Origin of the sequence: Streptococcus oralis, assembly GCF_001983955.1 — a bacterium.
Lineage (GTDB): Bacteria > Bacillota > Bacilli > Lactobacillales > Streptococcaceae > Streptococcus > Streptococcus jiangnanensis.
In genome coordinates this window covers 581,743-606,366 of record NZ_CP019562.1, presented here as the reverse complement: position 1 = coordinate 606,366, position 24,624 = coordinate 581,743, and the positions used below count along the sequence as shown (strand labels likewise).

Here is a 24,624-nt window from a genome sequence, read left to right as displayed (position 1 = left end):
ACTTACTTTTATATACGAAAAAAAGACTGAAACCAGTCTTCTTTTAAATCAAAGCTGTGATAGCTGTTACTAGGCCAAAAACGATACCTGGCGCATTAGCAGCCGCAAGGGGAATATCTCTTTCTTTCTTGAAAAGACCGTAATAAACCCATAGACTACAGTTGATGGCTGCGACTAAGGGTTGGATGAAGTTGCCTTTTTGACCAGCCAAGTTGTTCATGATTTGTGGGAAGTAAGAGACATACATCATAACGGACATGAAGGTCGCTACCCAACCCAAAATTTTCATTTGTTTTTCAGACATTTTCAAAACCTCTTTCATTTTTATGAATCATATTTTATAATCTTTTTTCAAAACAATCAAGACTTTGTAGCTTTTGTTATGAAGATGTAAACTATCACAATCTTGTGATAAGAAAGAGGAAACAGAAAAAGACCGGATTGCTCCGATCTTTTAATAATTCACATTCTCAATTTCTGTTTTAAAAATAGCTAAGGTTAACGTCAAATGACTACGCGCCCTATTTCATACGATAAAAATCAATCACTAAACCAGCAGGGCCTTTAACTAGTAGCGATTCCGTTCCCCAATCAGGTTGAACATTAAAACTATCATACAGTCATTCATAAAAACAGTATCTTTTAATCCTTTTCTTCACGAACATAATTGTAGATAGTAATACATACAGATAAAAAACTAAAAAGACAGATCATCTGTATGATGATTTTTACAGGTTGACGAAGTAAACCAAACTGAGTTAGGATAACAAAAAGAGAGGAGCCCGCTATCATTACCTGAAAAAAGATAAGCGTCAAACTAAATCGATTTTTCATTTCTGCTCCTTTCTTACCACTATCACTTCATCTAAACGCTCATAAACGCTTTTATCATGAGTTGCAATGATAATAATACGTTTTTCATTTTGTAACCCAAGAATCAAATCAATAATCTCTCGGCTATTTTTTTCATCCAACGAAGCCGTAGGTTCATCCGCAAGTACAATTGGAGAATCCTTTAGCATGACTTTAGCTATGGCAACACGTTGGGCTTCCCCACCAGATAGAGAATAAATTTTCCGATTCAAATCAAGCTGGAGATGAACCTTTTTTAATGCTTCACACATTTGTTCCTCTTTATCTTTTCTGGAAAGTTTCTTGCCAATAAAAGCCAACTCCAAATTATCTTTAATACTCCTGTTTTCAATTAATCCATAATTTTGAAAAAGATAGCTAACAAAATCTTTAAAATAAGTTTTTTCCTTTATCTTTCTAAGGTCAATGCCATTTATTTCTACTGTACCATTTTGAGCTGTTTCTAGCTTTCCAATGATATTTAACAAAGTTGTCTTACCAGCACCTGATTCTCCTATCAAGGCATAAGATTTCCCTTCACAAAACTGATAAGAATAATCACGAAGAACAACATGTCCATCAAATGTCTTTTGAATATCTCTTAACTCAATCATATTACCCTCCTTTCAGATACAAGATACTACTTGTTTGGTGTTGTCTTAATTGAAAGAAAAAGAGTGCAAGAAAACCAACAGCCATAAAAATAGGAAATAACGTAACCAAGATTGGGAGATGTAAGAAAGTAGCCAAACCTGCTAATAAAAAGTAACCACACATCAAGGTAAGCAAGTAAAAATGATGAATCACAATAAGAGATTTTCCTGCTAAACGTTCAATAAAATAAGTCTTACGCCCTTGATAAAAATAAAGTGTATTTAACAAAATCATCAACAAGATGGAAGTAGCTAGACTAATGCACGACGCAATCAAGAGTAACAATCTTTCCACTGTCACCTGTTGGATTTTTGACTCAAAAGAATAAAGACCATTAGTAAAGCTTCCGATATGTGCTGTCATTTTATACTGTTTTATAATTTCCCTGACTTGCTCAGGATGGTCAAAAACATAGTTTGATATATCAAACCCTGCAACTTCTTGTCTTTCATAAGCAGATCCATACACGATAATAATCGGATCGTGAACAAAACTATCTCGATTAACTAAGTAATGTACAGAAGTAAAAATCGGATAGATAAAGAGGTTTTCTCCTCCCTCATAAGTCGCAACTTCCACTCTTTCATCTGGATGATTTTTCCTAATTGGTGCATTATCGGGTGCAAATCCCTTTTGAACAAACCGAGACCAAACCTTTTTCAAATCCTCAATCTTATTTTCCTTACTCTTTGGAATTAAAATCAAACGATCAAAGTCTCCCATTTGTTCAAAGAAAGCTTGTCCTTCTGTGTTTAGTTGAAGACCACTTTGCTTAATGAACTTTCGATTAACTTTTAGTTGATTTGAAATATTTTCAGAAGTTGGATAATCAGAGTTTTTCTGAGAATTACTAGACATAGCAATATAATCTAAAGTAGTTCCAATGTATAGTGGCTCAGTTTTTGAGACTAAGTCACCGTAAAATGCCTGTACTCTTTCTTTATCAACTTTCTCCTCTCCTGTATCAAGACCATGAGTCGCAAAATAGCTAGGATATTGTGTCCACGCTTGCTTCCCTTCTTCCAAAGTTCTCACTTTTCTAGTCATATCCACCACCCCATAAATGCTGTACATAACCGTTAGGAGTGAAAAAATCTGTGTTACAATAACCAAAACAAAAATCAAATGCAAGGGAGCTTTCCCCTTAAGGGATAGGTTCATCGGTTGTCTCTGTAAGATATGATAAAACAGATTGGAGGCAAAAAAGTTTAGAAAAAGTAGAATGACTAACCAAGCTAGTAAGGGAAATCCAATCAATTCTATAGCAAGTAATGTAGCATTTCTTTGTAAAATAAGTATAAGAATAGCTAGTACAAATACAATGCTAGCACTCCCTACTAAAAAAAGACTCTCTTTCCAAATTCCCCTAAGGGCAATCTGATACTTACCTAATCCTGATATTCTCTTGATACTGACCGATCGAATATTAACAATATAGTCCGCAACCAGGAGTGTAAGAAAAGAAATTAGAAAAACAAAGGCTATCATGATAGCTTGTGGATAGACTAAGAGAAATTTTAAGAGGGTGAGTCCAGAATTTGCTTCCACAGCATTCGCTTGATGTCCCTTTTCAATCAATCTGCCTGCCAAATCTTGAGCGCTTAGATTTCCTTTGACAATAATATAAAGAGTATTATATGAAGCATTTTGAATAAGTCCTTGGTTTTCTTGTAAGGGTAAATCTTTTGGTAGTTCTCCTCCAATAGGAATGTAAGTGTTTTCCACCTCACCTCTCTCATTTTCTTTAACATCTACTATTCTCCTCGCCAGAACAGTTCCAGTATCTTCTGCAATTTTCTGTAAATCTGTAGCAATGGAACTAGTCGAACTCACAACCTCAACTTTCTGACTATAACCTCCCAACAATTCACTCTTATAGTGGTAAACAAAGAGAAGACCGACAAGGGTTATCAAGATAAAGGAAGAACATGCTAATATTTTTTTTAATAAACCATACATAGATGACTCCTTTTATACGAAAAAAGAGGGGAAGTCAACTCCCCTCCCTACTCACTAATCAATACCAACCGGTAGGGTTATAGCGGAAAGTAGCTGGATCCCAAACATCCCAAATCCACGCTCTAGACCAAACACCTGGGTCAGCATTATCCACTGCAGAATTACCATTATTTCTATTTATAACTTTAGAACCATGGTTATTATCAGAATGATAATAGTCTGAATAAGCATTTATTCCATAAGTATAACCATATTCCCACGTACCACCTTCCACATCATATCGATAGGCATAAGCGATTGTTGCAGTTGTCGCAGTAAGTGCCAAAGCACTAATAATTAAAACTTTCTTTAATTTTTTCATAGGAAACCTCCTTTTAAGGCTCTAATAAGATGAATGCTTTTAAAACGCATTATTTCCTCCTTCCCAATTTATTTAAAGCACTCAATCCACCTATACTCGTCTTCATTGTACCACAAAAAGAAAGCGCTGTCAATTATTTATGTGCTAAAAGCCGTTATAAAAAGACCGGATTGCTCCGATCTTTTCAATAGTTCATATTCTCAATTTCTGTTTTAAAAATAGCTAAGGTTAACGTCAAATGATTAAGCGCCCTATTTCATACGATAAAAATCAATCACTAAACTAGCTGGACCTTTTACAAGCAAGGATTCTGTCCCCCAATCAGTTACAGCCGGACCGTGTAAAATGTCGGCACCAAGCTCTTTCAACCGTTTGTAGTTCTGCTCTACATCCTCAACCTCAATGTGAAGAATGATTCCTGACTGAAACTTTTCCAAAGGAACCAAATGACTTTGTGACAACATGAGACAGTGACTGCCAATCGTGAACTGAGCAAAACTGTTGTCAACATAATCGGCTTTTTTATCCAAAATACGCTCCAAGTCAGCACAGACTTGGGGAACATCTGAAACGATAATATCTAATTGATTTAAATTCATTTACTATCCTCCACAAAAAGACCGGATTGCTCCGATCTTTTCAAGTTCTGCTCTAAGAAAATCAAAGAATAAAATCTACAAAGTTTACATTTGATTTTCGACGAGAAGAATTATTTGATTGCGCGTGATTGCAAACCTTCTTCTTCCAAGAAGAGACGGAATGGTACGAGTTCTTCTGCTTCGTATTTTTCCTTGAAGGCTTTAATCGCTTCTTCTGAGTGTTGTTTTGGATCGAGTTCAAGTACTTCTACTGGAAGTGGACGATGTGGAGTGATGTGAGCATCGATAACAACAGTTTTACCTTCTTTGTTCAATTTAACAGCTTCTGCAACAACTGCATCGATATCTTCGATACGGTTCACAGTGAACCCTACAGCACCTTGCGCTTCAGCGATTTTCGCATAGTCAGCATTAGGGAAGTCACAACCAAACAAGTGTTTGTTTGTGTCTTCGTATTTGTCCTTGATGAAGGCATATTTACCATTTGAGAAGACAACGTTGATAACTGGAAGGTCGTATTGAACGTTTGTGATCACGTCTGGGTAGCACATGTTGAATGCACCGTCACCCATGATGTTCCATACTTGGCGATCAGGATTGTCTTTCTTAGCAGCGATACCACCAGGAAGGGCAATACCCATTGTCGCAAAGAGTGGAGATGTACGCCACATGTTCTTAGGTGTCATGTGAAGGTGACGAGTAGATGTTTGAGTAGTGTCACCTACGTCGATTGAGTAGATAGCATCTTGATCAGCATGTTTGTTGATTGCATTGTAAACTTGGTACAATTGCAATTCACCCTCAGTTTTACCTTCGAGTTTGTTCATGTAATCACGCCAGTTTTGGTTGTTCTTAACGTTTGCACGCCACCATGGAGTAGATTCTACTGGGTTTACTTTGTCAAGGATTGCTTTCGCTGCTTGGCCTGCGTCACCAAGAATAGAAGCGTCAAGGGCATGACGTTTACCAAGTTTGTAAGGGTCGATATCGACTTGAATGAATTTCTCAGTATTCTTGAAGGCTTCGTAAACTTCAGCAAATGGGAAGTTTGAACCAAGGAAAAGAACGGTATCTGCTTCAAAGACAACTTCGTTGGCTGGTTTCCAACCAACACGGTAAGCAGAACCTGTCAAACCTTCATAGTTCCATTCAAAGGCTTCAAAGTTTTTACCAGTTGTGATGATTGGTGCTTTGATTTTACGTGACAATTCAGTGATTACTTCACCAGCTTTAACACCACCGTAACCAGCGTAGATCACTGGACGTTCAGCATTGTTCAAGATTTCAACAGCTTTGTCGATTTCAACTTCGTTCAAAGCTGGAGCGATGAATGAGCGCTCATATGAACCTGATCCGTAGTATGAGTTTTCGTCAATTTCTTGGAAACCAAAGTTTACTGGAATTTCAACAACGGCTGGACCTTTTTTAGAAACGGCAGCACGGCAAGCTTCGTCAATAACTTTTGGTAATTGCTCTGCGTAAGCTACGCGTTTGTTGTAAACAGCGATACCGTTGTACATTGGGTTTTGGTTCAATTCTTGGAAGGCATCCATGTTCAATTCGTTAACCGGACGTGATCCAAGGATAGCAAGGAATGGAGTGTTATCCATAGCTGCATCGTAAACACCGTTAATCAAGTGAGTCGCACCTGGACCACCTGAACCAACTGCAACCCCGATTGAGCCGCCAAATTTAGCTTGCATGACCGCTGCAAGAGCACCTGTTTCTTCGTGGCGAACTTGCAAGAAGCGGATATCTTTGTCTTCAGCCAAAGCATCCATGAGTGAGCTGAGTGTTCCTGATGGGATACCGTAGATAGTGTCTACGCCCCATGTTTTCAATACGTTGAGCATTGCTGCAGATGCAGTAATTTTCCCTTGAGTCATAATGATAACTCTCCTTCAAATATTTTTAAAACTTGATAAATCCGTTTTCATATACTAATTGGAAACGTTTCAGCAAATTTTTACTCTACTACTTTACCACATTTGTTTTGGGTCTCCTAAGAATGTGCTCAGAAGTTTTTATTCTCTATTACAGTACAGTTTGAAAACGTTTTTAGAATCTGTTTTATAATAAAAAGCGAGCAAGCCCGCTTCTTAGTCTATCTTAGTAACGTTTAGCATGAGTGAACTAATCAAAACAGATACAGAACTAAAAGCCATGGCTAGACCAGCCAGTTCTGGGTTGAGCACCAAACCAATACCTGAAAAGACTCCTGCTGCAATCGGAATACCAATGAGGTTATAGATAGAAGCCCAGAAAAGATTGAGTAGAATACGATTAAAGGTCTTCTTACTCATATCAAAAGCACGTGCCAATCCTAGTAAATTGTTGGTTGTAAGGACAAGATCTGCTGATTCAATGGCAATATCTGTCCCAGAGCCCATGGCAATTCCGACATCCGCTACACTGAGGGCCGGCGCATCATTGATACCATCTCCAACAAAGGCCAATTTCCCATTCTTTTGAAGCTTGTGAATTTCATGTGCCTTTTCCTCTGGCAAGACATTTGCGATTACTTCTTCGATACCAATTTGTTCTGCAATCGCATGGGCTACTCCAGCATTATCTCCAGTAAGCATGACCGTTCTAAGACCACGTTTTTTCAATTTAGCAATAGCTTCTTTGGCATTTTCCTTAGGGACATCCTGCAAGGCAATTAAGCCTTTTAACTGACCATCCACGGATAGGAAGACAACTGTTTTTGCTTCTTTCTCAAGCAAATCAAATCGTTCTTGATAATCATGTGGAATAGCAAGGTCAGCTAAGAGCTTAGCATTCCCCAGCAAGACTTGCTTACCATTAATAATCCCAGTCACACCTTTTCCATGCAAGGCTTGGAAGTTTTCCACTGGGTGAAGGCTAATTCCTAGTTCAGATGCACGATTAACAATAGCTTGAGCTAGCGGGTGTTGAGATACATCTTCCAGTGAAGCAGCCAAACTTAGCACTTCTCCTTCATCTCCGATAACATCTGTCACTACTGGCTTCCCTTCGGTCAAGGTTCCTGTCTTATCAAAAACAACCGTTTGAACTTTTTGGATTTCCTGTAGAACTGTACCATTTTTGAGAAGAATCCCCATCTTGGCACTTCGTCCTGTTCCAACCATGAGTGCTGTTGGTGTCGCAAGTCCAAGAGCACAAGGGCAGGCAATAATCAAGACTGCAACACCATAGAGAAGCGACGTTACAAAACTTTCACCAAGAAAAACAAACCAGATCCAAAAAGTAAGGAGTCCTAAAATGACAACTGCTGGTACGAAAATTCCAGAAATCTTGTCTGTCAAATCTTGAATAGGAGCACGACTGGTTTGAGCTTTCTTCACAAAGTCTACAATCTGAGCCAACATGGTTTCAGAACCTACTTTTTCAGCTCTAAAAATGATCGTACCACTATTATTGATGGTTGAACCAATGACAGCATCTCCAACTGATTTATCGACTGGAATACTTTCCCCAGTTACCATTGATTCATCAATACTAGTTTCTCCTTCTATTACAGTCCCATCAACGGCAATTTTTTCACCTGGTCGAACGCGAATGAGATCCCCAACTTTGACTTGTTCTAGAGGTATTTGAACATAAACATCATCACGCAAAACCTCTGCTGTTTTTGCTTGTAGGTCTAATAATTTTTCGACTGCCTGCGAAGTATTTTTTCGCATTTTTTCCTCAAAAACTGCTCCCAAAAGAATGAAGAAGAGGATAAATGCAGCACTTTCAAAGTAAACGGGCAGACCAGTGAAGAGGGCAACTAAGCTATAGAAATAGGCCACTAGGGTTCCCAGAGCAACCAAGGTATCCATGTTGGAATTGTGCTTTTTAAAACTAGCCCAAGCGCTTCTGATATATGGAACTCCAGCTACCAGCATAATGGGGGTTGTGGCTAAAAAGGTGCCCCAACGCATGACTTGGTGACTAATTCCTCCTGTAGACATCCCAATCATAAGAATCACAAGAGGCACAGTAAAGATACTAGTAATCCAAAAACGTTGTAAAAGTGATAGAGATTTTCGAGTCTTCTCAACTACGGTATAACTCCCCTTTTGCATCTTCATGCCACATGAAAATTCATGTTGGCCTAACTCTTGAGGTGTAAAACGAATTGTCTTCTCTTCATCCACACCGATTGGTTCTAGAATTCCTTCTTCTTCGAAGAGAATCTCTTTATAACAGTTTGAAGGTGTCACACGATGAAAGGTAATCTCAGCAGGAATCCCTTTTTGCAGTTGAATGTGGGCTGGATGGTAGCCTTTGTCTGCCGTGATACGGATTTTTTGAACACCATTTTCAAGACTTGCTTTTACAATTTCAGTCATCTCATTCTCCTATTCTACAATCATCTTACCGTGCATCATATTCATCCCACAAGAGAAACCATACTCTCCAGCCTGTTCAGGTGTGATTTCCACTACATACTCTTCACCCATAGGCAAGTCCGCATGCACCCCAAAATCTGGGAAAACAATCTGATCTAGGCAGGGTGAAGGGTCCTTACGGTCAAAGACGATACGGGCTGGCACTGATTTCTTAAGAATAATCAACTCAGGCGTATAGCCCCCTTTGACTTCCACTCGAATCTCTTGGTAGCCCTTTTTTTGCTGGGCCTTTTGTTCAGATTTTTCAGGCTTTTTGAAAAACCAAAACAAGATAAACGCTATAAGGGCAATACAAATAATGGTTACAATACTATTTAACATGACGTCTCCTTTACATACAATTACATCTTACTTCTGTTACAGCGCTTGATTTCTTCTTAGAAATCACAGCTTCTAAGTCTTTCAAGTCAGCCAGAGTAAAATCACATTCCACAATCAATTCAGCCAACAAGTTCTTAATCCTACGAGAACAAACCTTGTTTTTGATATCTTGGACAAGCAAGTCTCGACTTTGATCCAAAGTTAAAAGGGCTGAATAGACAAAGAACTTGCCTTCTTTTTTCCTTGTCAGACACTCTTTCTCAACCAAACGAGCCAAAAGAGTTTGAATGGTCGACTTGGACCAGTCGAACCGTTCCGCCAGAACCATGATCAAATCCGTACTGGTCTGTTCCCCCTGCATCCAAATAATCTTCATGACCTGCCATTCTGCATCTGAAATCTGCATAATCACACCTCCTAAATCTACATTTGTCGATTACAGTTATTAGTATACTCCGAAAATCTACATTTGTCAACTATAATTTTTATTATTTTTCCGAAAAATAGAATTCTAATCATGTAACGAGAGATTTGCAGTCAAATTTTACTATATAAACTATAAAAATATGCTATACTGTAGAAAAAAGAAAACAACCACTAGGGGTGCGTAAAGCTGAGATTAACGACTGTTAGATCCCTTTGACTCAATCTAGGTAATGCTAGCTGATGGAAGTGGAAATGATAATGAGGACTAGCTGGTCTTCTATTGCTTTCCTCAAACAGACTAGCTTGTTCTTAAGAATACAAACTTCAGTTGGTTGGGAGGTTTTAGATGACTTATTTACCCGTTGCTCTAACCATTGCAGGGACTGACCCTAGTGGCGGTGCTGGCATTATGGCTGATTTAAAGTCATTCCAAGCTAGAGATGTCTATGGAATGGCCGTTGTGACCAGTCTTGTCGCTCAAAATACCAGAGGCGTTCAATTAATCGAGCACGTCTCCAACAAAATGCTGGAAGCTCAATTGGAAAGTGTCTTTTCGGATATCAAGCCTCAGGCTGTAAAAACAGGGATGTTGGCAACTACTGAGATCATGGAAATCATCCAACCCTATCTTAAAAAACTGGACTGTCCCTATGTGCTGGACCCTGTCATGGTCGCTACGAGTGGGGACACCCTGATTGATTCCAGTGCCAGAGACTACCTAAAAACAAATCTGCTTCCCCTTGCTACCATTATCACGCCCAATCTTCCTGAGGCAGAAGAGATTGTTGGTTTTTCAATCCATGACCCCGAAGACATGCAGCGTGCTGGTCGCCTGATTATAAAAGAATTTGGTCCTCAGTCCGTTGTTATCAAAGGTGGCCATCTTGAAGGTGGTGCCAAGGATTTCCTCTTTACCAAGGATGAACAATTTGTCTGGGAAAGTCCACGAATTCAAACTTGTCACACCCATGGTACTGGATGTACCTTTGCTGCTGTGATTACGGCTGAACTAGCCAAGGGCAGAAGTCTTTACCAGGCAGTTTATAAGGCCAAGGCCTTTATCACAAAAGCCATCCAAGACGCTCCTCAACTCGGTCATGGTTCTGGCCCAGTCAACCATACAAGCTTTAAAGATTAAGAAAAAACTCTCTAGTTCCTACTTTAAGGGAATTAGAGAGTTTTTGATTAGGAAATCATGTCATCCAGCTTTGTTAAAAAGGCATGTGCTTTTGCCTCAATATCTTCTGCCTGCATCAAATCACGTACGACTGCTACTCCAGCTATACCCGTGCCGATAAGTTGGTCAATATTCTCTGACGTCAATCCTCCGATAGCAACCACTGGAATGGCGACCGTTTGGCAAATTGTTTTCAAGGTTGAAATCAGGGTGATAGGTGCATTTTCTTTGGTCGTAGTCGGGAAAATGGCTCCTGTTCCCAAGTAATCCGCACCCCATGTTTCCGCCTCAAGAGCCCTTTTTACTGTTTTAGCAGTAACACCGAGGATTTTTTCAGGCCCCAAGACTTTGCGGGCAACCGAAACCGGTAGTTCATCGTCGCCGATATGCAGACCTGCTGCATCGACTGCTAGACAAACATCCAAACGATCATCGATAATCAAGGGCACCTGATAGGCGTCTGTTATTTCCTTGACTTGTTTGGCCAGTTGATAGTATTGATTGGTAGTGAGATTTTTTTCTCGTAGTTGGATGATGGTAACACCTGAACGGCAGGCCGTCTCGACTTTTTCAAGAAAGTTTTCCAAGGAATCTTGGTAGCGATTGGTTACTAGATACAGTCTAAGTGCTTCTCTATTCATAAAAGTCTCCTTTGATGGCTTCTAGCCAATTTTCGTCTCTTTTTAGAAGAGAGAGCTGATTGAGAGTTTGAAAGCGGAAATCTTCCAATCCCATTCCTTGAACAACTATTCTCTCAGCAGAGATATTGAGATAAGAAACTGCTAGGCAAGAAGCTTCAAATGCGATCTTTCCTTGACTGAGAAAAACGGCGGTCAAGGCTCCAACCAAGTCTCCTGTCCCTGTTATCCAGTCTAATTCGTCACAGCCATTTCCCAATATTGCAACCTGATTCTCCGAAACAATGAGGTCCTTGGGGCCAGTGACTAAAAATGACATACCAGGATAGGTCTGACACCAGTCTTTCAAGGCTTGAAGCAGGTCCTCAGTTTCTTGATCCTTATGGCTAGCATCAACTCCAACTCCGTGGTGCTTTAAACCAACAAGACTTCGGATTTCCGACATATTTCCTTTAAGGACTGTGGGCTTGTATTCTAAAAGATCTGTGACTAGATCCTTACGAATGGATGACGCTGATACACCAACCGCATCTACTACCATTGGTAGACAAGCTTGATTTGCATAAGAAGCTGCCATGCGGATTGCTTTCTCCTTCTCAGCTGACAAATGCCCTAGATTGATAAAGAGAGCCTGGCTTTGTTTGGTAAAATCAAGGACCTCACGGGGATCATCTGCCATGACAGGTTTAGATCCCAGAGCTAGAATGCCATTGGCTAACATCTCACAGGAAATCTCATTGGTAATGCAGTGAATCAAGGAGCTAGAGGCTAGAGGAAAGGGATTTGTAAATTCCTGCATCAGTCTATCCTTTCACCAAAGAAATATCCTTGTACTTTTTTAAAGAATTCCTGCTTGATTAAAAATCGAAAGGCGAGAAAAGCTATGGCTGTACCGATCAAGGTCGCTCCGAAAAATCGTGGAGTATAGATAAACCAGCTGAGCTTCGCCGCAGATCCCGTAAAGAGAACCATGACAGGATAGGAAACAATGGATCCGATAATCCCTGTTCCCAAAATCTCTCCTAGGGCAGAATAGTGAAATTTTCGACCGTACTTATAAAAGAGACCTGCAAGGAGGGCTCCAAAAGTAGCTCCTGTGAGGGCCAAGGGCGGAATCCCCTGAGTTGACATACGGATAAAGGCTGTGACTGTTGCCATGACCAAGGCATAAACAGGCCCCATCAAAATCCCTGCAAGAATGTTGACTACACTGGACATTGGTGCCATCCCCTCGATTCGGAAGATGGGTGTAAGCACTACGTCAAGAGCAATCATCATGGATAAAATAGTTAATTTGTGAACTTGAAGTCGGTGGTTTCTCATTTTCTATTTCTTCTCTTTTTCTAAGGACTGCAAATCACTCGCCCATGTTTGGTGTTGGTAAGCCATCTCCCAAAACTTGGCTTCCATGTGGACACTGATGTGGAAGGCCTCTAGCATTTTTTGTTTGTCCGTCTCATTGCTTTCTCGATAGAGCTGATTGACCAGCTCTTCTTCCTCTTTAATCTGCTGTTCTAACTCATCGGTGATATAGGTCTCAATCCACTGCTGATAAAGAGGATTCGGGGATGGTTTGCGATTAAGTGCCTTGCCCAAATCATGGTATAACCAAGGACATGGGAGCAAACTAGCAAAAGCAATGCCCAGGTTTGGCTCTGAAAACTGTCGATAAATATGCGAAATGTAATGATAACAGGTTGGAGCAATCGGTTGCTCGTCCATTTCCTGGTCGCTGATTCCCAATTCCTTAAAAAATTGTTTGCGGATAAACAACTCACCCTCCACTAGACTCTGGGCATTTTGTTTCAAGAGTCTTTTCATCTCTTGGTTTGAAGTCTTATCAGCCAAGAGGTGATAGGCTTCTGAAAAAGACTTCAGATAGTAGGCATCCTGAATCAGGTAATAGCGGAAAATAGAAGGTTCTAACGTTCCCTCTTGTAACTGTAAAACAAAGGGATGGTTAAAGGAAGCCTGCCAAGCTTCCCTGGATAATTCCATCGCAATATCTGTAAATTCCATAATAACTCCTTTATAGAAATAAACTGGTTTGAAGCAATAAAAAGAAAAGTAGGTAGATCAATTTTGTCCTCTGAGAAATATAAAAAGTCCGATAGCTATTCTCCAAATGAACATGTTCGTCATATCCGTGAGCAGATAGAGCTCTCAGGTAAAGATGGCGCCATCTAAAGACCGTCATCAGAACCTTACTGTAAATCAAGGGCGACCAAACATGCAATTTTTGACCACGCAATAAGCAAGCTTCCTTGAGGGACTTGATTTCTTGTTGAATGAGGGGAAAGGCATTGAATACTACAATTAAGGCATAGGCCCAAGAACGCGATAACCCCTTTTGAGCCAAGTACAAGAGAAGCTCTTTTAGGGAAATACTAGAAACAAAGACAAGGCCGATACAAACCGTCACAAAAGCCCTCGTTCCAAGCATGACTGCCTGCGAAGCATCCCCATGTAACTGTACTGCCCAGTAATTAGCAAAAGATGGTAAAATGGCGAGCACAAGCATCCAAGCCAACATTTTAAATCGACGGTAGTAGAGCATAAAGAGAATGCAAAATGCGACTACCGAGAGATTAAGAGCAATCGAAGGAAGGAAAGATGTTTCCAAGGATAAAATCAGCAAGAAAAGACTAATAATCGGTGTCTGAGTTGCTACTTTGATCATACTACCTCACCTCCCCTTGAGTATTCCTACTCAGAAAACTGAGAGGTTTGCTGATAGTCACGTCTTTAATATGACGGAGACCCTCACTAGTCATCTCGATCCAATAATCGACCACAGAAATCAAGGGATCTAAACGATGGCTAATGATCAAAAAACTTCTTCCTTGATTGCTCTCCTCCACAATCCACTGGCAAAAATAATGGCAAGCTCTATCATCCAAACCAGCAAAAGGTTCATCTAGCAAGATCACAGAAGCCTTGCTGGTCAAGATGGTCAATAGCTGAAGAATCTTTTGCTGGCCACCACTTAATTGATAGGGACTCTTATCAAGCGCCTGCTCCAGATTAAAATATCGTAAAGCTTGGAGAATCCGCTGATTTCTTTCCGAGTCTGGACTATCTAATTGCAGTTCCTCTCTCAGACTGACTCGGATAAACTGCTTCTCAGCTTCCTGAACAACACCCGTCAGATCACGATACAAACTCTTTTTCTTTTTAAGAACCGACCCCTTCCAAGTAATGCGCCCTCTATACTTTTGAAATTGAAGAATGGAGCGAAAGAGGGTTGATTTCCCAACACCATTATCACCCAAGATACAGGAAATTCCTTGGTAAAATGTGAAATCCGCAATCGAAAAGAGAGGGCGATTCCCCAGCTCACAGGTCACACGGTCCATATGGAATAATTCTGGACTAGAGGCAACTTCCTTTGAAGAAACCTGTATCATCTCAGAGGTAGGGATTTTATTTATTTCCCTTAGTTGCCCGTCTCTCAGCTCCACCATATGGTCAATGTAGGCTCCATAGTCCGTTAAATCATGATCGCACAGGATGACTGTCTTCCCATTAGAGGACAACTCTTTTAGAATCTCCAATATCTCGATTCTGCTCTTGCGGTCAATGGAAGCGAAGGGCTCATCCAAGAGATAGACCCTAGGGTTCATAGCAAAGATAACAGCCAGCGCAGCCTTTTGCTTTTCACCACCTGATAAGTGATGGATGGAACGGTTCAAGATTGCCTCGCAACGACATTGCCGGACCACCTCTGCTATTTTAGCATCAATATCTTGAAGTGGATGCCCGATATTCTCCAAGGTAAAAACCAGCTCCTCAAACAAGTTCTCCATGGTGAATTGATGATTGGGATTTTGAAAGAGAATACCAACCGTCTGGACACGTTCAACGATAGAAAGCTGACTGACCTGACTCCCATCTATCAAGACTTGACCACTATAGGGAAGAGAACTGACTTGAGCAATGACTTGAAAGAGGCTGGATTTTCCTGAACCACTACTCCCAACTAACAAGGTAAAGGCTTGCTCATGAAAAGTAAAATCAATCGGTTCCGAAAAGATTGGGGATTGAATCCCTCTTAATTTCAGGCCCATCTATGCCTTTCCTCCAGCTGCAAACTGATGATAGAGTTTGACAATGGCACGAACCAAGATGGTACAGAAGAAAAAGACGGAAATAAAACGCACCACCAGCAAGGAAAGGACAAAAGGAAGGGAGAAGGCATAGTAACCTAATTTAATGTATTCATAGACAAAGCTAAAAAGCGTAATCCCAATACTATTAGCAGTTAGAGAGAGCCAACTTTCATAGCGATTCTTGGTCACAAGAAAGCCAAATTCACTTCCCAAACCTTGAACCAAGCCAGACAAAAGGGCACCTAGACCGAATTGACTACCATAAAGGACTTCAGCAAGCGCAGCGAGCACTTCTCCAATCGTTGCGCTTCCCACTCTTGGAACAAAGATGGCAGCAATGGGCGCAGCCATACACCAGAGACCAAAGAGGATTTCATTGGCAAAGACCTGTAAACCAAGAGGGGCTAAAATCAGAGTGAGGATATCAAACAGATAGCCTGAACCCACAAAAACGCCACCAAAAAAGATAGACAAGAAAGCAAGCAAGATAACATCTTTTAACTGCCATTTTTTCAACATAAAAAAACTCCTTTTTTAAAGAAAAGTGGGGCATTCAAGGAGAGCTGCCAAAAGGCTTGCGGTCAAGCCTATCCTCTTTTGATAAACAAAAAAACTCCAATTACAATCAAGAATTAGAGTTTAGCTTACAAGATTAGACAGTTTCTTTCGACATACGAAAAAAACCTTTTCACATTTCCCTTCGCCAGTCTTAACTGTATCAGGTTCAATGGGTATCATCTCAGCCTAAAGCACCCCAAATGTCTTTATTATTTTATTACTGGACCAGTATAACAGAAATTGAAAGCCCTAGCAAGATATTTGACCGGAAAATATATTTATATAGTTTGTTTGTTCATTCTTTTAATCTACATAAAAGTATTGAATCTGTCCTATAATTCATAACCGATATCAAAAAAGGCTAATTCTAAAGCAACTGCTTGATTCCAGCGTTCCTGAAGTTCTGTCAAATCTTCTCGATTTTTCCCGACACGATTAAGTTCATCAACTAGAAATTGAACCCACTCTTCAAAGAAAGGACCTCTGTGGAGATTGATCCATTCCAAATGAATATAGGCTTCAGGTAGAGCCAAATCTTTAGAACCCCAGTCTAAATAGAGACCTTCTGCAATGACCAGCATGACCAAAAGATGAGCATAGTCTGATGAAGTCACAGCAGAATACATTAGCTCCTGAAACGCTTTTGTCACAGGGTGCAAGGTCACTTCTAGATAGTCATTCTCAGATACTTTTAACTCTTTGAAAGCCTTTTGGAAATAACCATCTTCATCTGCTTCAAGAAAGCCTAGTTGCTTGGCAAAACGAAGTTTGGACTCAAGCTGGTCTGCGTGAGCTACACAAGCTCCCAGCATGGATAGGAAAGCATCAAAGAAATGATAATCTTGAATCAGGTAGTCTTTTAAGACCTTATTCTCAATTGTCCCCGCAAAAAGTTCCTTAACAAAACGATGATTGATTGCAGCCTGCCAATCCTTCTGACTGCTTTTTAATAATTCTCCAACGGTCAAACCTGGCTGAAATGCATAGTCTTGTGTTTCCATATTTACTTTTCCTCTCTTTACTCGTTCGTAATCAACAAAATACTAAGAAAATCCTAGTTTTACTTGACCTTTTTAAAGAAAAGTGGGGCATTCAAGGAGGAGAGCTACCAAAAGGCTTGCGGTCAAGCCTATCCTCTTTTGATAAACAAAAAAACTCCAATTACAAACGAGAATTAGAGTTTAGCTTACAAGATTAGATAGTTTCTTTCGACACACGAAAAAACCTTTTCACATTTCCCTTCGCCAGTCTTAACTGTATCAGGTTCAATGGGTATCATCTCAGCCTAAAGCACCCCAAATGTCTTTATTATTTAATTACTGGACCAGTATAACAGAATTTGAAAGCCCTAGCAAGATATTTGATTGGAAAATATATTTATATAGTTTCTGATAACGATTTAATCTTTCTATACATGAAGAAAAACCTCCACATAAGGTGGAGGCCTTCTACTTTATCAATACAATTTTAAGTCACGAGGGTCGACTGGGAATGTTGGGTTGTATGGGTTGTGACGGAGTTTGAAGTGTTTGACATCCTCAATAGTCTGAGTTCCAGATAATTGCATGACTGTCTTCAATTCTGCATTTAAGTGCTCAAAGACTTGACGCACACCAACACTACCACCAAGAGCCAAACCATAGATCACAGGGCGACCAATAGCTACCAAGTCTGCTCCTGAAGCCAAGGCTTTAAAGACGTGTTGACCGCGACGAACACCAGAGTCAAAGACAATTGGCACACGTTTATCAACTGCTTCAGCTACTTCTTGAAGCGAGTCAAAGGATGCTGGTCCACCATCGATTTGGCGGCCACCGTGGTTGGTTACCCAGATACCAGAAGCACCTGCGGCAAGCGAACGTTCAACGTCTTCACGGCATTGTGGCCCCTTGACATAGACAGGAAGTCCTGAATATTCAGCGATAAATTCGACATCACGTGGAGACAAGCGTTGTTTGGCTGATTTGTAAACAAAGTCCATTGATTTTCCAGCACCTTCTGGCAGGTATTCCTCAACAATCGGCATGCCAACTGGGAAGACAAAACCATTGCGCTTGTCGACCTCACGATTGCCCCCTACAGTTGCATCCGCCGTCAAGACAATCGCTTTGTAGCCTTCAGCCTTCACACGGTCCATGATATGGCGGTTAATGCCGTCATCCTTACTAAAGTAAAATTGGAACCAATGAGGTGTCCCTTGAAGAGCTTCCGTAATTTCTGGAAGGTCAACGGTAGAGTAGGAACTAGTTGTATAGAGAGAACCAAATTCATGCACACCACGCGCAGTGGCTACTTCCCCCTGCTCATTTGCCAATTTATGAGCCGCAACAGGCGCCATAATAATTGGTGAAGATAATTTTTCACCTGCAAATTCAATCTCTGTACTTGGATTTTCAACATCACAAAGCGTATGAGGAACAATAAGTTTGTGGTTAAAGGCACGGATGTTCTCGCGTAGAGTGAAAGTATCCTCTGCTCCACTAGCGATATAACCAAAGGCAGCTTTAGGAATGACTTGTTGCGCCATTGGCTCCAAATCATAAGTGTTAATAAAATCTACAGGTCCTTCTGCATTGCTTGTTTTATATGACATAAAGTGTCCTCCTTATTAAGTAAGCGTTTACTTTTTCTTACATAAACTATCTTACCTCTTTTTCAGAATCCTTTCAAAAATTTTGTCTGGGAATTTCAAATCACAGACATGATAAATATTTTCTATCATTGTGATAAAAAATTCATATTATCCAAACATGCCCTTTAGTGCTACAATAGCTATATTATTCCTAGATGGGAGGTTCTATTTTGGATTGGTCCATTGTTGAACAATATTTACCGCTCTATCAAAAGGCATTCTTTCTGACCTTACATATCGCAGTTTGGGGAATTCTGGGTTCTTTTCTTGTTGGTCTAATCGTTAGTGTCATTCGGCATTATCGCGTTCCTATCTTTTCACAGCTAGCAACAGCCTACATCGAATTGTCACGAAACACGCCCCTTTTGATTCAACTCTTCTTCCTCTACTTCGGGCTTCCCCGAATAGGGATTGTTCTTTCTTCAGAAGTCTGTGCAACAGTTGGGCTCATCTTTTTAGGTGGCTCCTACATGGCTGAATCTTTCAGAAGCGGACTGGAAGCAGTTAGTCAAACCCAGCACGAGATTGGTCTAGCCATCGGTCTAACGCCTGTACAGGTCTTTCGCTATGTGGTTCTTCCGCAAGCGACTGCGGTTGCTCTACCGTCCTTTAGTGCCAATGTCATTTTTCTCATCAAAGAAACCTCTGTCTTCTCTGCGGTAGCCTTAGCCGATCTCATGTACGTCGCCAAGGACTTGATTGGACTCTATTATGAGACAGACATTGCACTAGCCATGTTGGTAGTTGCTTACCTGATCATGCTTCTACCCATCTCTCTAGTCTTTAGCTGGATAGAAAGGAGGCTCCGCCATGCAGGATTCGGGAATGCAAGTACTCTTTCAGGGAAATAATCTCCTGCGTATTCTACAGGGATTGGGTGTCACGATTGGAATTTCCATTCTCTCCGTCCTTCTATCAATGATTTTCGGAACAGTCATGGGAATCATCATGACCTACCATTCTAGAGTTATTCGTTTTTTAACACGCTTTTATCTGGAATTTATCCGTATCATGCCCCAGCTGGTACTACTTTTCATCGTTTATTTCGGCTTAGCTCGAAACTTTAATATCAATATCTCAGGCGAGACTTCGGCTATTATTGTTTTTACCCTCTGGGGTACAGCTGAAATGGGGGACTTGGTACGTGGAGCCATCACTTCTCTCCCTAAACATCAGTTTGAAAGCGGACAGGCTCTGGGCTTGACCAACTTCCAACTTTACTATCACATTATCATTCCACAGGTCTTGAGAAGACTACTACCACAAGCCATCAATCTTGTCACTCGTATGATCAAAACGACTTCCTTAGTTGTCTTGATTGGGGTTGTGGAAGTTACCAAGGTTGGACAACAAATCATTGACAGCAATCGCTTGACAATCCCAACCGCTTCCTTTTGGATTTATGGAACCATTCTGGTCCTGTATTTCGCAGTCTGTTTTCCTATTTCCAAACTATCCACTCACTTAGAAAAACATTGGAGGAACTAAATGTCTGAAACTATTTTAGAAATCAAGGACCTAAAAAAATCCTTCGGAGACAATCCTATCCTCCAAGGTCTATCCTTGCAAATCAAAAAAGGGGAGGTTGTGGTTATTCTTGGGCCATCTGGTTGCGGAAAAAGCACTCTCCTTCGTTGCCTCAATGGTCTAGAAACCATTCAAGGTGGAGATATTCTTCTGGATGGCCAGTCCATTATTGGCAATCAGAAAAACTTTCACCTGGTTCGTCAAAAGATTGGCATGGTCTTTCAAAGTTATGAACTCTTTCCTCACCTAGATGTCCTTCAAAACCTCATCCTAGGCCCTATCAAAGCTCAGGGACGAGACAAGAAAGAAGTAACGGCGGAAGCTTTGCAACTACTGGAACGTGTGGGTTTGCTTGATAAAAAAGACAGTTTTGCTCGCCAATTATCTGGGGGACAGAAACAACGAGTGGCGATTATCCGTGCCCTTCTCATGCATCCAGAAATTATCCTCTTTGACGAAGTGACGGCTTCACTGGATCCAGAAATGGTGCGTGAAGTTCTGGAACTCATAAATGACTTGGCTCAAGAAGGGCGCACCATGATTCTGGTAACCCACGAAATGCAGTTTGCCCAAGCTATTGCAGATCGCATTATCTTCCTCGACCAAGGGAAAATTGCTGAAGAAGGAACGGCTCAAGACTTCTTTACCAACCCACAAACCAAACGAGCACAGGAATTTTTAAACGTCTTTGACTTTAGCCAGTTCGGCTCATATCTATAAAGGAGATTTTTATGAAAATCATCAAACCAATTCTAACTGTTTTTGCCCTAGCCTTTACGCTTATCTTTGTCACAGCTTGTAGCTCAAGTGGAAGCTCTGATGCTTCATCAGGAAAAACAACCGCCAAGGCCCGCACTATCGACGAAATCAAAAAAAGCGGTGAGCTACGAATCGCCGTATTTGGAGACAAAAAACCATTTGGTTATGTTGATAACGACGGTTCCTACCAAGGCTACGATATCGAATTGGGCAACCAACTGGCTCAAGACCTTGGTGTAAAGGTTAAATACGTCTCTGTTGATGCTGCCAACCGCGCTGAATACTTGATTTCAAACAAGGTGGATATCACACTTGCCAACTTCACAGTTACTGACGAACGTAAGAAACAAGTTGACTTTGCCCTTCCTTACATGAAAGTTTCCCTCGGTGTCGTGTCACCAAAAGATAAAGTCATCAAAGACGTTAAAGAATTAGAAGGTAAAACCTTGATTGTTACAAAGGGAACGACTGCTGAAACTTATTTTGAGAAAAATCACCCAGAAGTAAAACTCCAAAAATACGACCAATATAGCGATGCCTACCAAGCCCTTCTTGACGGACGTGGAGATGCCTTCTCTACTGACAATACGGAAGTCCTAGCTTGGGCACTTGAAAACAAAGGATATGAAGTCGGAATTTCTTCCCTCGGAGATCCAGATACTATTGCGCCAGCAGTTCAAAAGGGGAATCAAGAACTTCTTGACTACATCAACCAAGAAATTGAAAAACTTGGTAAAGAAAACTTCTTCCACAAAGCTTATGAAAAAACACTTCACCCAACCTACGGTGACGCTGCTAAGGCAGATGATCTAGTTGTTGAAGGTGGAAAAGTAGACTAACATCTAATAAACATAACAAAAAGAAATCAGGTAATCCTAGTGACTACCTGATTTTCTATGTTTTAGGCATTTTGCCAATTTTCTTGGTCTTCTTTAAAGCGTTTTAGGAGGTCGAGTCCTTCTGGCGTGATGTAACCTTCTTCTTGGGCTAGGTGGATCAGTTCACTGTAGTTAGAAAGCGTCACAAGTTTGACACCAGCATCCGCAAAATTCTTATCAGCTTTTGGCAATTGATAACTGAAAATCGCTACGACACCAAGCACATCAGCTCCTTCGCGTTTAGCTGCTGCTACGGCTTCAAGAACAGACCCACCCGTTGAAATGAGGTCTTCAACAACAACCATCTTTTGACCTTGTGCTACGCGACCTTCGATTTGGTTGCCTGCTCCGTGGTCTTTTGGTTTGCTGCGGATGTAGGCAAAAGGCAAGTTCATCTTGTCAGCGATAATAGCTCCGTGTGGAATTCCTGCTGTCGCAGTTCCTGCAATCACTTCTACTTCTGGAAATTCAGCTTTAATAGCTTCCACAAAACCATTTTCAATCAAGCTACGAGTCTCTGGATAGGCTAGTGTCACACGGTTATCAGTATAAATCGGCGATTTGATACCAGATGCCCAAGTGAAAGGTTCCTCTGGTTTGAGGTAAACGGCTTGGATTTTCAAGAGGTGGCTAGCGATATCTTTAGCAAGTGTCATAGTATTCTCCTTTTGTTTTTATAATCTATTTCTTTAATTTCTGTCTTGGTTCCATTCATCCTTGATAGCATGATAAGCTGCAACAGGATCCTCAGCTTGGGTAATCGGACGTCCTACTACGATATAGTCACTACCGATTTGATAGGCATCCGCTGGTGTCATGACACGTTTTTGGTCTCCAACCGCAGCTCCTGCCGGACGAATACCTGGTGTCAGACAGATGAAATCTGGATTGGTGGCCTGCTTGATGAGTTGCACTTCCTGAGCCGAGCAAACGACACCATTCAAGCCCGCTTCAGCTGTCTTCTTGGCATAGTGAATCACAGACTCTTGCAGGCTGGTTTGGATATTTTGAAAATCCTGCATCTGGCTTTCCGACGTTGATGTAAGCTGGGTCACAGCGATCAATTTAGCTTGTGTCCCTAGACCTTCACGCGCAGCCTTCATCATCTCCACACCACCTGCAGCATGAACGTTAGTCATGTCCACACCAAGCTGAGACAAGACCTTCATGGCAGATTTGACTGTATTTGGAATGTCATGTAGCTTGAGATCCAAAAAGACACTATGCCCCAGTGACTTCAAATAACGGACAACTTCTGGACCTTCCGCATAATAAAGCTCCATCCCTACTTTTAGATAAAGACTTTCTTCTGCTGGGAAAAGAGATAAAAATTCCTTGACTGCCTCAAAACTAGGAAAATCAAGAGCAATAACTGGACGATGTTCACGCATACCTTTCTCCTTTTACCTTTGTAAGCTAGAGAGCATGAAAAAAGGAACCTGCCAACAGCAAGGTTCCACGAAAAATGGGTAGAGTTCACCCTTTCACCGTCTAACCTTAGCTGCCTCTCTGGACTGCTTTAAAGGTTTTTTTCTATTCTATTATTTATAGTAGGACTTGTCAAGCAAAAACTCGAAACTGGACTTCTATACCATTCAAAATCAAGAGGAAAAGTTAGTCTAACGACTCTGTGATTGCTGGCTCGTTTGGCTTTGATTTCCTTGTTCTTCTTGTTTTTTCTTTTCTTCTTCCTGTTTTTTCTTCTCAGCTTCCTTGGCCTCTTGTTTGGCTTTTTCCTCAGCCTCTTCTATCAATTTATCCGCTATCGTATAGCTGTATACTCCAGCTTCCATATCGACTACACTCGGTTCTGACAATTGTGGCTTGATTTTGCTGTAATAAGGCAATTTCTTGCTCAATTCTGATAAAGGAACCAAAATCTCATCTGTATCCAGCATGGTAATTTTTAAAAGATCTGCTGTTGCCTTGCTCGGCGCTAATTCGATTTTCTGGATTTGACTCTTGATATCCTCACTGATGGTAGACAATCCTGTTATCAGCTTTTTCACCTGCTGCTCATCGTTAAAGGTAACTGTCAGATAAGTCTCAGGCAAGTTTAAGCGATCAACAGGAGTTGACTCTACTGTACCACTAGACAGAATAGGATAATGTTCTTCACCAGACACATAATAACCGACAATATCGAATTCCTTGACCTCAATCGTAAAGTTAGTCGGAAATTGATAGTCAATCTTCGCTGATTCTATCCAATGATTGGACTTGATTCGCTCAGCGTATGTTTCCTTATCCAACAATAGAGCTAAAGTATAGTCGCTATCTTGAATCCCAGAAGCCTGTTTGATGTCATCCGCCTGCGTGTTACTATTTCCCTTAACCTCGATATTTTTGATGGTCGAAAGTGGAGTCAATAGATAGACTGAAAGAAGAAGGACCAGGACACTGGGTACCAAGATACTCACAGCTCGCCAAATATGAACAGGCGCAATTTTAGGCTTGGCTGGTTTCTCTGGTTTTTTGGGTTTTTCTTTTTTCTTCTTCTCTTTTTCCTCTTTGACTTTAGGGGCATCCTTTTGAGATTTTTCTTCTTTTTCGGATGGTTCCTTGCTTGGACTTGAGGCTTCCTCAACTGACTCACTCGATGATTTCTTGGATTCCTCCAGTAGTTTCGAGTTGGCTTCCTTACGAGCTTGTTTTTCCTTTTCCTTCTCTTCAGCTAGGGCAGCTTCTTCCTCAGCCTTCTTCTTCAGGTATTCCTGGTTTCGTTTCTGCCATTCAGACAATTCTTGCTTCTTGTTTGATTCTTTTTTCTTATCCTTTGACATTGATATTCC

26 protein-coding genes, 1 pseudogene and 3 riboswitches are annotated in these 24,624 nt (G+C 40.9%); of the genes and pseudogenes, 5 read left to right on the top strand and 22 right to left on the bottom strand.

The genetic code is table 11. From position 1 onward, the window contains the following. Positions 1-43: 43 nt before the first annotated feature. The 10 genes and pseudogenes from BWR56_RS02885 to BWR56_RS02840 form a co-directional block, all read right to left on the bottom strand. Entirely contained in the window at positions 44-304 is a 261-nt protein-coding gene (locus tag BWR56_RS02885; RefSeq protein ID WP_001291473.1) for a SemiSWEET family transporter, read from the bottom strand. 217 nt (positions 305-521) lie between these two features. After that, a pseudogene (locus BWR56_RS09890) lies at positions 522-602 on the bottom strand (VOC family protein); the annotation flags it as partial. Positions 603-830: 228 nt separating this feature from the next. Then, positions 831-1,466: a putative bacteriocin export ABC transporter gene (locus BWR56_RS02875; RefSeq protein ID WP_071851381.1), complete on the bottom strand. Its 636-nt coding sequence runs from the start codon at positions 1,464-1,466 to the stop codon at positions 831-833. 1 nt (position 1,467) lies between these two features. Beyond that, complete coding sequence (locus tag BWR56_RS02870; protein WP_076984436.1) at positions 1,468-3,465, bottom strand: DUF1430 domain-containing protein; 1,998 nt, start codon at positions 3,463-3,465, stop codon at positions 1,468-1,470. Positions 3,466-3,523: 58 nt separating this feature from the next. Further along, on the bottom strand, positions 3,524-3,826 hold the full coding sequence (locus tag BWR56_RS02865; protein ID WP_076984435.1) for a lactococcin 972 family bacteriocin: 303 nt from the start codon (positions 3,824-3,826) through the stop codon (positions 3,524-3,526). A 251-nt stretch (positions 3,827-4,077) separates the two neighbouring features. Then, complete coding sequence (locus BWR56_RS02860) at positions 4,078-4,425, bottom strand: VOC family protein (RefSeq protein WP_076984434.1); 348 nt, start codon at positions 4,423-4,425, stop codon at positions 4,078-4,080. Positions 4,426-4,535: 110 nt separating this feature from the next. Beyond that, entirely contained in the window at positions 4,536-6,311 is a 1,776-nt protein-coding gene (spxB, locus tag BWR56_RS02855; protein ID WP_049503130.1) for a pyruvate oxidase, read from the bottom strand. A 213-nt stretch (positions 6,312-6,524) separates the two neighbouring features. Beyond that, positions 6,525-8,747, bottom strand: a complete 2,223-nt coding sequence (locus tag BWR56_RS02850) for a heavy metal translocating P-type ATPase (protein WP_076984433.1) — start codon at positions 8,745-8,747, stop codon at positions 6,525-6,527. Positions 8,748-8,756: 9 nt separating this feature from the next. Then, a complete protein-coding gene (locus BWR56_RS02845) occupies positions 8,757-9,128 on the bottom strand; it encodes a cupredoxin domain-containing protein (protein WP_038804415.1) in 372 nt (123 codons plus the stop codon). A gap of 10 nt (positions 9,129-9,138) precedes the next feature. Further along, complete coding sequence (locus BWR56_RS02840; RefSeq protein WP_076984432.1) at positions 9,139-9,534, bottom strand: CopY/TcrY family copper transport repressor; 396 nt, start codon at positions 9,532-9,534, stop codon at positions 9,139-9,141. A 183-nt stretch (positions 9,535-9,717) separates the two neighbouring features. Next, positions 9,718-9,816: riboswitch (TPP riboswitch) on the top strand. Between the two features lie 84 nt (positions 9,817-9,900). Here BWR56_RS02840 and thiD point away from each other — a divergent pair. Next, entirely contained in the window at positions 9,901-10,692 is a 792-nt protein-coding gene (thiD, locus tag BWR56_RS02835; RefSeq protein WP_076984431.1) for a bifunctional hydroxymethylpyrimidine kinase/phosphomethylpyrimidine kinase, read from the top strand. A gap of 47 nt (positions 10,693-10,739) precedes the next feature. On the opposite strand, the gene thiE is transcribed toward thiD, so the two are convergent. The 9 genes from thiE to lctO form a co-directional block, all read right to left on the bottom strand. Further along, entirely contained in the window at positions 10,740-11,372 is a 633-nt protein-coding gene (gene thiE / locus BWR56_RS02830; protein ID WP_076984430.1) for a thiamine phosphate synthase, read from the bottom strand. Further along, positions 11,365-12,168 (bottom strand): hydroxyethylthiazole kinase, encoded by an 804-nt coding sequence (thiM, locus tag BWR56_RS02825; protein ID WP_076984429.1) that lies wholly within the window; start codon positions 12,166-12,168, stop codon positions 11,365-11,367. Before thiM ends, thiE begins: the two co-directional genes overlap by 8 nt. Next, entirely contained in the window at positions 12,168-12,692 is a 525-nt protein-coding gene (gene thiW, locus BWR56_RS02820; protein ID WP_001244067.1) for an energy coupling factor transporter S component ThiW, read from the bottom strand. The genes thiM and thiW overlap by 1 nt, the downstream gene beginning before the upstream one ends. A 3-nt stretch (positions 12,693-12,695) precedes the next feature. Beyond that, entirely contained in the window at positions 12,696-13,388 is a 693-nt protein-coding gene (gene tenA / locus BWR56_RS02815; protein WP_076984428.1) for a thiaminase II, read from the bottom strand. A gap of 10 nt (positions 13,389-13,398) precedes the next feature. Then, positions 13,399-14,049 (bottom strand): energy-coupling factor transporter transmembrane component T, encoded by a 651-nt coding sequence (locus BWR56_RS02810; protein WP_076984427.1) that lies wholly within the window; start codon positions 14,047-14,049, stop codon positions 13,399-13,401. 1 nt (position 14,050) lies between these two features. After that, positions 14,051-15,436, bottom strand: a complete 1,386-nt coding sequence (locus BWR56_RS02805) for an ATP-binding cassette domain-containing protein (protein ID WP_049504912.1) — start codon at positions 15,434-15,436, stop codon at positions 14,051-14,053. Beyond that, positions 15,437-15,997, bottom strand: coding sequence for an ECF transporter S component (locus tag BWR56_RS02800; protein WP_049504911.1), 561 nt, complete (start codon positions 15,995-15,997; stop codon positions 15,437-15,439). 159 nt (positions 15,998-16,156) lie between these two features. Continuing rightward, positions 16,157-16,245: riboswitch (TPP riboswitch) on the bottom strand. 123 nt (positions 16,246-16,368) lie between these two features. Beyond that, entirely contained in the window at positions 16,369-17,037 is a 669-nt protein-coding gene (locus BWR56_RS02795; RefSeq protein WP_000449830.1) for a TenA family protein, read from the bottom strand. 218 nt (positions 17,038-17,255) lie between these two features. Continuing rightward, a riboswitch (TPP riboswitch) is annotated at positions 17,256-17,344 on the bottom strand. A gap of 148 nt (positions 17,345-17,492) precedes the next feature. Beyond that, positions 17,493-18,629, bottom strand: coding sequence for an L-lactate oxidase (gene lctO, locus BWR56_RS02790; RefSeq protein WP_000120741.1), 1,137 nt, complete (start codon positions 18,627-18,629; stop codon positions 17,493-17,495). Between the two features lie 209 nt (positions 18,630-18,838). Here lctO and BWR56_RS02785 point away from each other — a divergent pair, with 209 nt between their 5' ends. Genes BWR56_RS02785 through BWR56_RS02770 form a run of 4 tightly spaced genes read left to right on the top strand, consistent with a single transcriptional unit; the run spans position 18,839 to position 21,793 of the window. Continuing rightward, positions 18,839-19,519: an amino acid ABC transporter permease gene (locus tag BWR56_RS02785; RefSeq protein WP_000384102.1), complete on the top strand. Its 681-nt coding sequence runs from the start codon at positions 18,839-18,841 to the stop codon at positions 19,517-19,519. Continuing rightward, positions 19,479-20,156 (top strand): amino acid ABC transporter permease, encoded by a 678-nt coding sequence (locus BWR56_RS02780; RefSeq protein WP_002893103.1) that lies wholly within the window; start codon positions 19,479-19,481, stop codon positions 20,154-20,156. The genes BWR56_RS02785 and BWR56_RS02780 overlap by 41 nt, the downstream gene beginning before the upstream one ends. Beyond that, on the top strand, positions 20,157-20,915 hold the full coding sequence (locus BWR56_RS02775) for an amino acid ABC transporter ATP-binding protein (protein ID WP_076984426.1): 759 nt from the start codon (positions 20,157-20,159) through the stop codon (positions 20,913-20,915). It begins immediately after the preceding gene. Positions 20,916-20,926: 11 nt separating this feature from the next. Beyond that, entirely contained in the window at positions 20,927-21,793 is an 867-nt protein-coding gene (locus BWR56_RS02770; RefSeq protein ID WP_000691539.1) for a cysteine ABC transporter substrate-binding protein, read from the top strand. A gap of 62 nt (positions 21,794-21,855) precedes the next feature. On the opposite strand, the gene pyrE is transcribed toward BWR56_RS02770, so the two are convergent. The 3 genes from pyrE to BWR56_RS02755 all read right to left on the bottom strand — a co-directional run bounded on the left by pyrE (position 21,856) and on the right by BWR56_RS02755 (position 24,615). Further along, on the bottom strand, positions 21,856-22,488 hold the full coding sequence (pyrE, locus tag BWR56_RS02765) for an orotate phosphoribosyltransferase (RefSeq protein WP_000170888.1): 633 nt from the start codon (positions 22,486-22,488) through the stop codon (positions 21,856-21,858). Positions 22,489-22,521: 33 nt separating this feature from the next. After that, positions 22,522-23,223 (bottom strand): orotidine-5'-phosphate decarboxylase, encoded by a 702-nt coding sequence (pyrF, locus tag BWR56_RS02760; protein WP_001206746.1) that lies wholly within the window; start codon positions 23,221-23,223, stop codon positions 22,522-22,524. A 228-nt stretch (positions 23,224-23,451) separates the two neighbouring features. Then, positions 23,452-24,615, bottom strand: a complete 1,164-nt coding sequence (locus tag BWR56_RS02755) for a cell division protein FtsQ/DivIB (RefSeq protein ID WP_076984425.1) — start codon at positions 24,613-24,615, stop codon at positions 23,452-23,454. Positions 24,616-24,624: the final 9 nt, after the last annotated feature.

What these genes read in the sequence shown, in the direction of transcription:
- BWR56_RS02810 (WP_076984427.1), bottom strand. Translation starts at nt 14,049, where the DNA reads ATGATCAAAGTAGCAACTCAGACACCGATTATTAGTCTTTTCTTGCTG.
- BWR56_RS02865 (WP_076984435.1), bottom strand. Translation starts at nt 3,826, where the DNA reads ATGAAAAAATTAAAGAAAGTTTTAATTATTAGTGCTTTGGCACTTACT.
- BWR56_RS02885 (WP_001291473.1), bottom strand. Translation starts at nt 304, where the DNA reads ATGTCTGAAAAACAAATGAAAATTTTGGGTTGGGTAGCGACCTTCATG.
- BWR56_RS02800 (WP_049504911.1), bottom strand. Translation starts at nt 15,997, where the DNA reads ATGTTGAAAAAATGGCAGTTAAAAGATGTTATCTTGCTTGCTTTCTTG.
- BWR56_RS02845 (WP_038804415.1), bottom strand. Translation starts at nt 9,128, where the DNA reads ATGTTAAATAGTATTGTAACCATTATTTGTATTGCCCTTATAGCGTTT.
- tenA (WP_076984428.1), bottom strand. Translation starts at nt 13,388, where the DNA reads ATGGAATTTACAGATATTGCGATGGAATTATCCAGGGAAGCTTGGCAG.
- BWR56_RS02795 (WP_000449830.1), bottom strand. Translation starts at nt 17,037, where the DNA reads ATGGAAACACAAGACTATGCATTTCAGCCAGGTTTGACCGTTGGAGAA.
- thiE (WP_076984430.1), bottom strand. Translation starts at nt 11,372, where the DNA reads ATGAATAGAGAAGCACTTAGACTGTATCTAGTAACCAATCGCTACCAA.
- BWR56_RS02775 (WP_076984426.1), top strand. Translation starts at nt 20,157, where the DNA reads ATGTCTGAAACTATTTTAGAAATCAAGGACCTAAAAAAATCCTTCGGA.
- lctO (WP_000120741.1), bottom strand. Translation starts at nt 18,629, where the DNA reads ATGTCATATAAAACAAGCAATGCAGAAGGACCTGTAGATTTTATTAAC.
- BWR56_RS02755 (WP_076984425.1), bottom strand. Translation starts at nt 24,615, where the DNA reads ATGTCAAAGGATAAGAAAAAAGAATCAAACAAGAAGCAAGAATTGTCT.
- pyrE (WP_000170888.1), bottom strand. Translation starts at nt 22,488, where the DNA reads ATGACACTTGCTAAAGATATCGCTAGCCACCTCTTGAAAATCCAAGCC.
- thiW (WP_001244067.1), bottom strand. Translation starts at nt 12,692, where the DNA reads ATGAGAAACCACCGACTTCAAGTTCACAAATTAACTATTTTATCCATG.
- BWR56_RS02840 (WP_076984432.1), bottom strand. Translation starts at nt 9,534, where the DNA reads ATGCAGATTTCAGATGCAGAATGGCAGGTCATGAAGATTATTTGGATG.
- spxB (WP_049503130.1), bottom strand. Translation starts at nt 6,311, where the DNA reads ATGACTCAAGGGAAAATTACTGCATCTGCAGCAATGCTCAACGTATTG.
- pyrF (WP_001206746.1), bottom strand. Translation starts at nt 23,223, where the DNA reads ATGCGTGAACATCGTCCAGTTATTGCTCTTGATTTTCCTAGTTTTGAG.
- BWR56_RS02875 (WP_071851381.1), bottom strand. Translation starts at nt 1,466, where the DNA reads ATGATTGAGTTAAGAGATATTCAAAAGACATTTGATGGACATGTTGTT.
- BWR56_RS02850 (WP_076984433.1), bottom strand. Translation starts at nt 8,747, where the DNA reads ATGACTGAAATTGTAAAAGCAAGTCTTGAAAATGGTGTTCAAAAAATC.
- thiD (WP_076984431.1), top strand. Translation starts at nt 9,901, where the DNA reads ATGACTTATTTACCCGTTGCTCTAACCATTGCAGGGACTGACCCTAGT.
- BWR56_RS02860 (WP_076984434.1), bottom strand. Translation starts at nt 4,425, where the DNA reads ATGAATTTAAATCAATTAGATATTATCGTTTCAGATGTTCCCCAAGTC.
- thiM (WP_076984429.1), bottom strand. Translation starts at nt 12,168, where the DNA reads ATGCAGGAATTTACAAATCCCTTTCCTCTAGCCTCTAGCTCCTTGATT.
- BWR56_RS02780 (WP_002893103.1), top strand. Translation starts at nt 19,479, where the DNA reads ATGCAGGATTCGGGAATGCAAGTACTCTTTCAGGGAAATAATCTCCTG.
- BWR56_RS02870 (WP_076984436.1), bottom strand. Translation starts at nt 3,465, where the DNA reads ATGTATGGTTTATTAAAAAAAATATTAGCATGTTCTTCCTTTATCTTG.
- BWR56_RS02805 (WP_049504912.1), bottom strand. Translation starts at nt 15,436, where the DNA reads ATGGGCCTGAAATTAAGAGGGATTCAATCCCCAATCTTTTCGGAACCG.
- BWR56_RS02770 (WP_000691539.1), top strand. Translation starts at nt 20,927, where the DNA reads ATGAAAATCATCAAACCAATTCTAACTGTTTTTGCCCTAGCCTTTACG.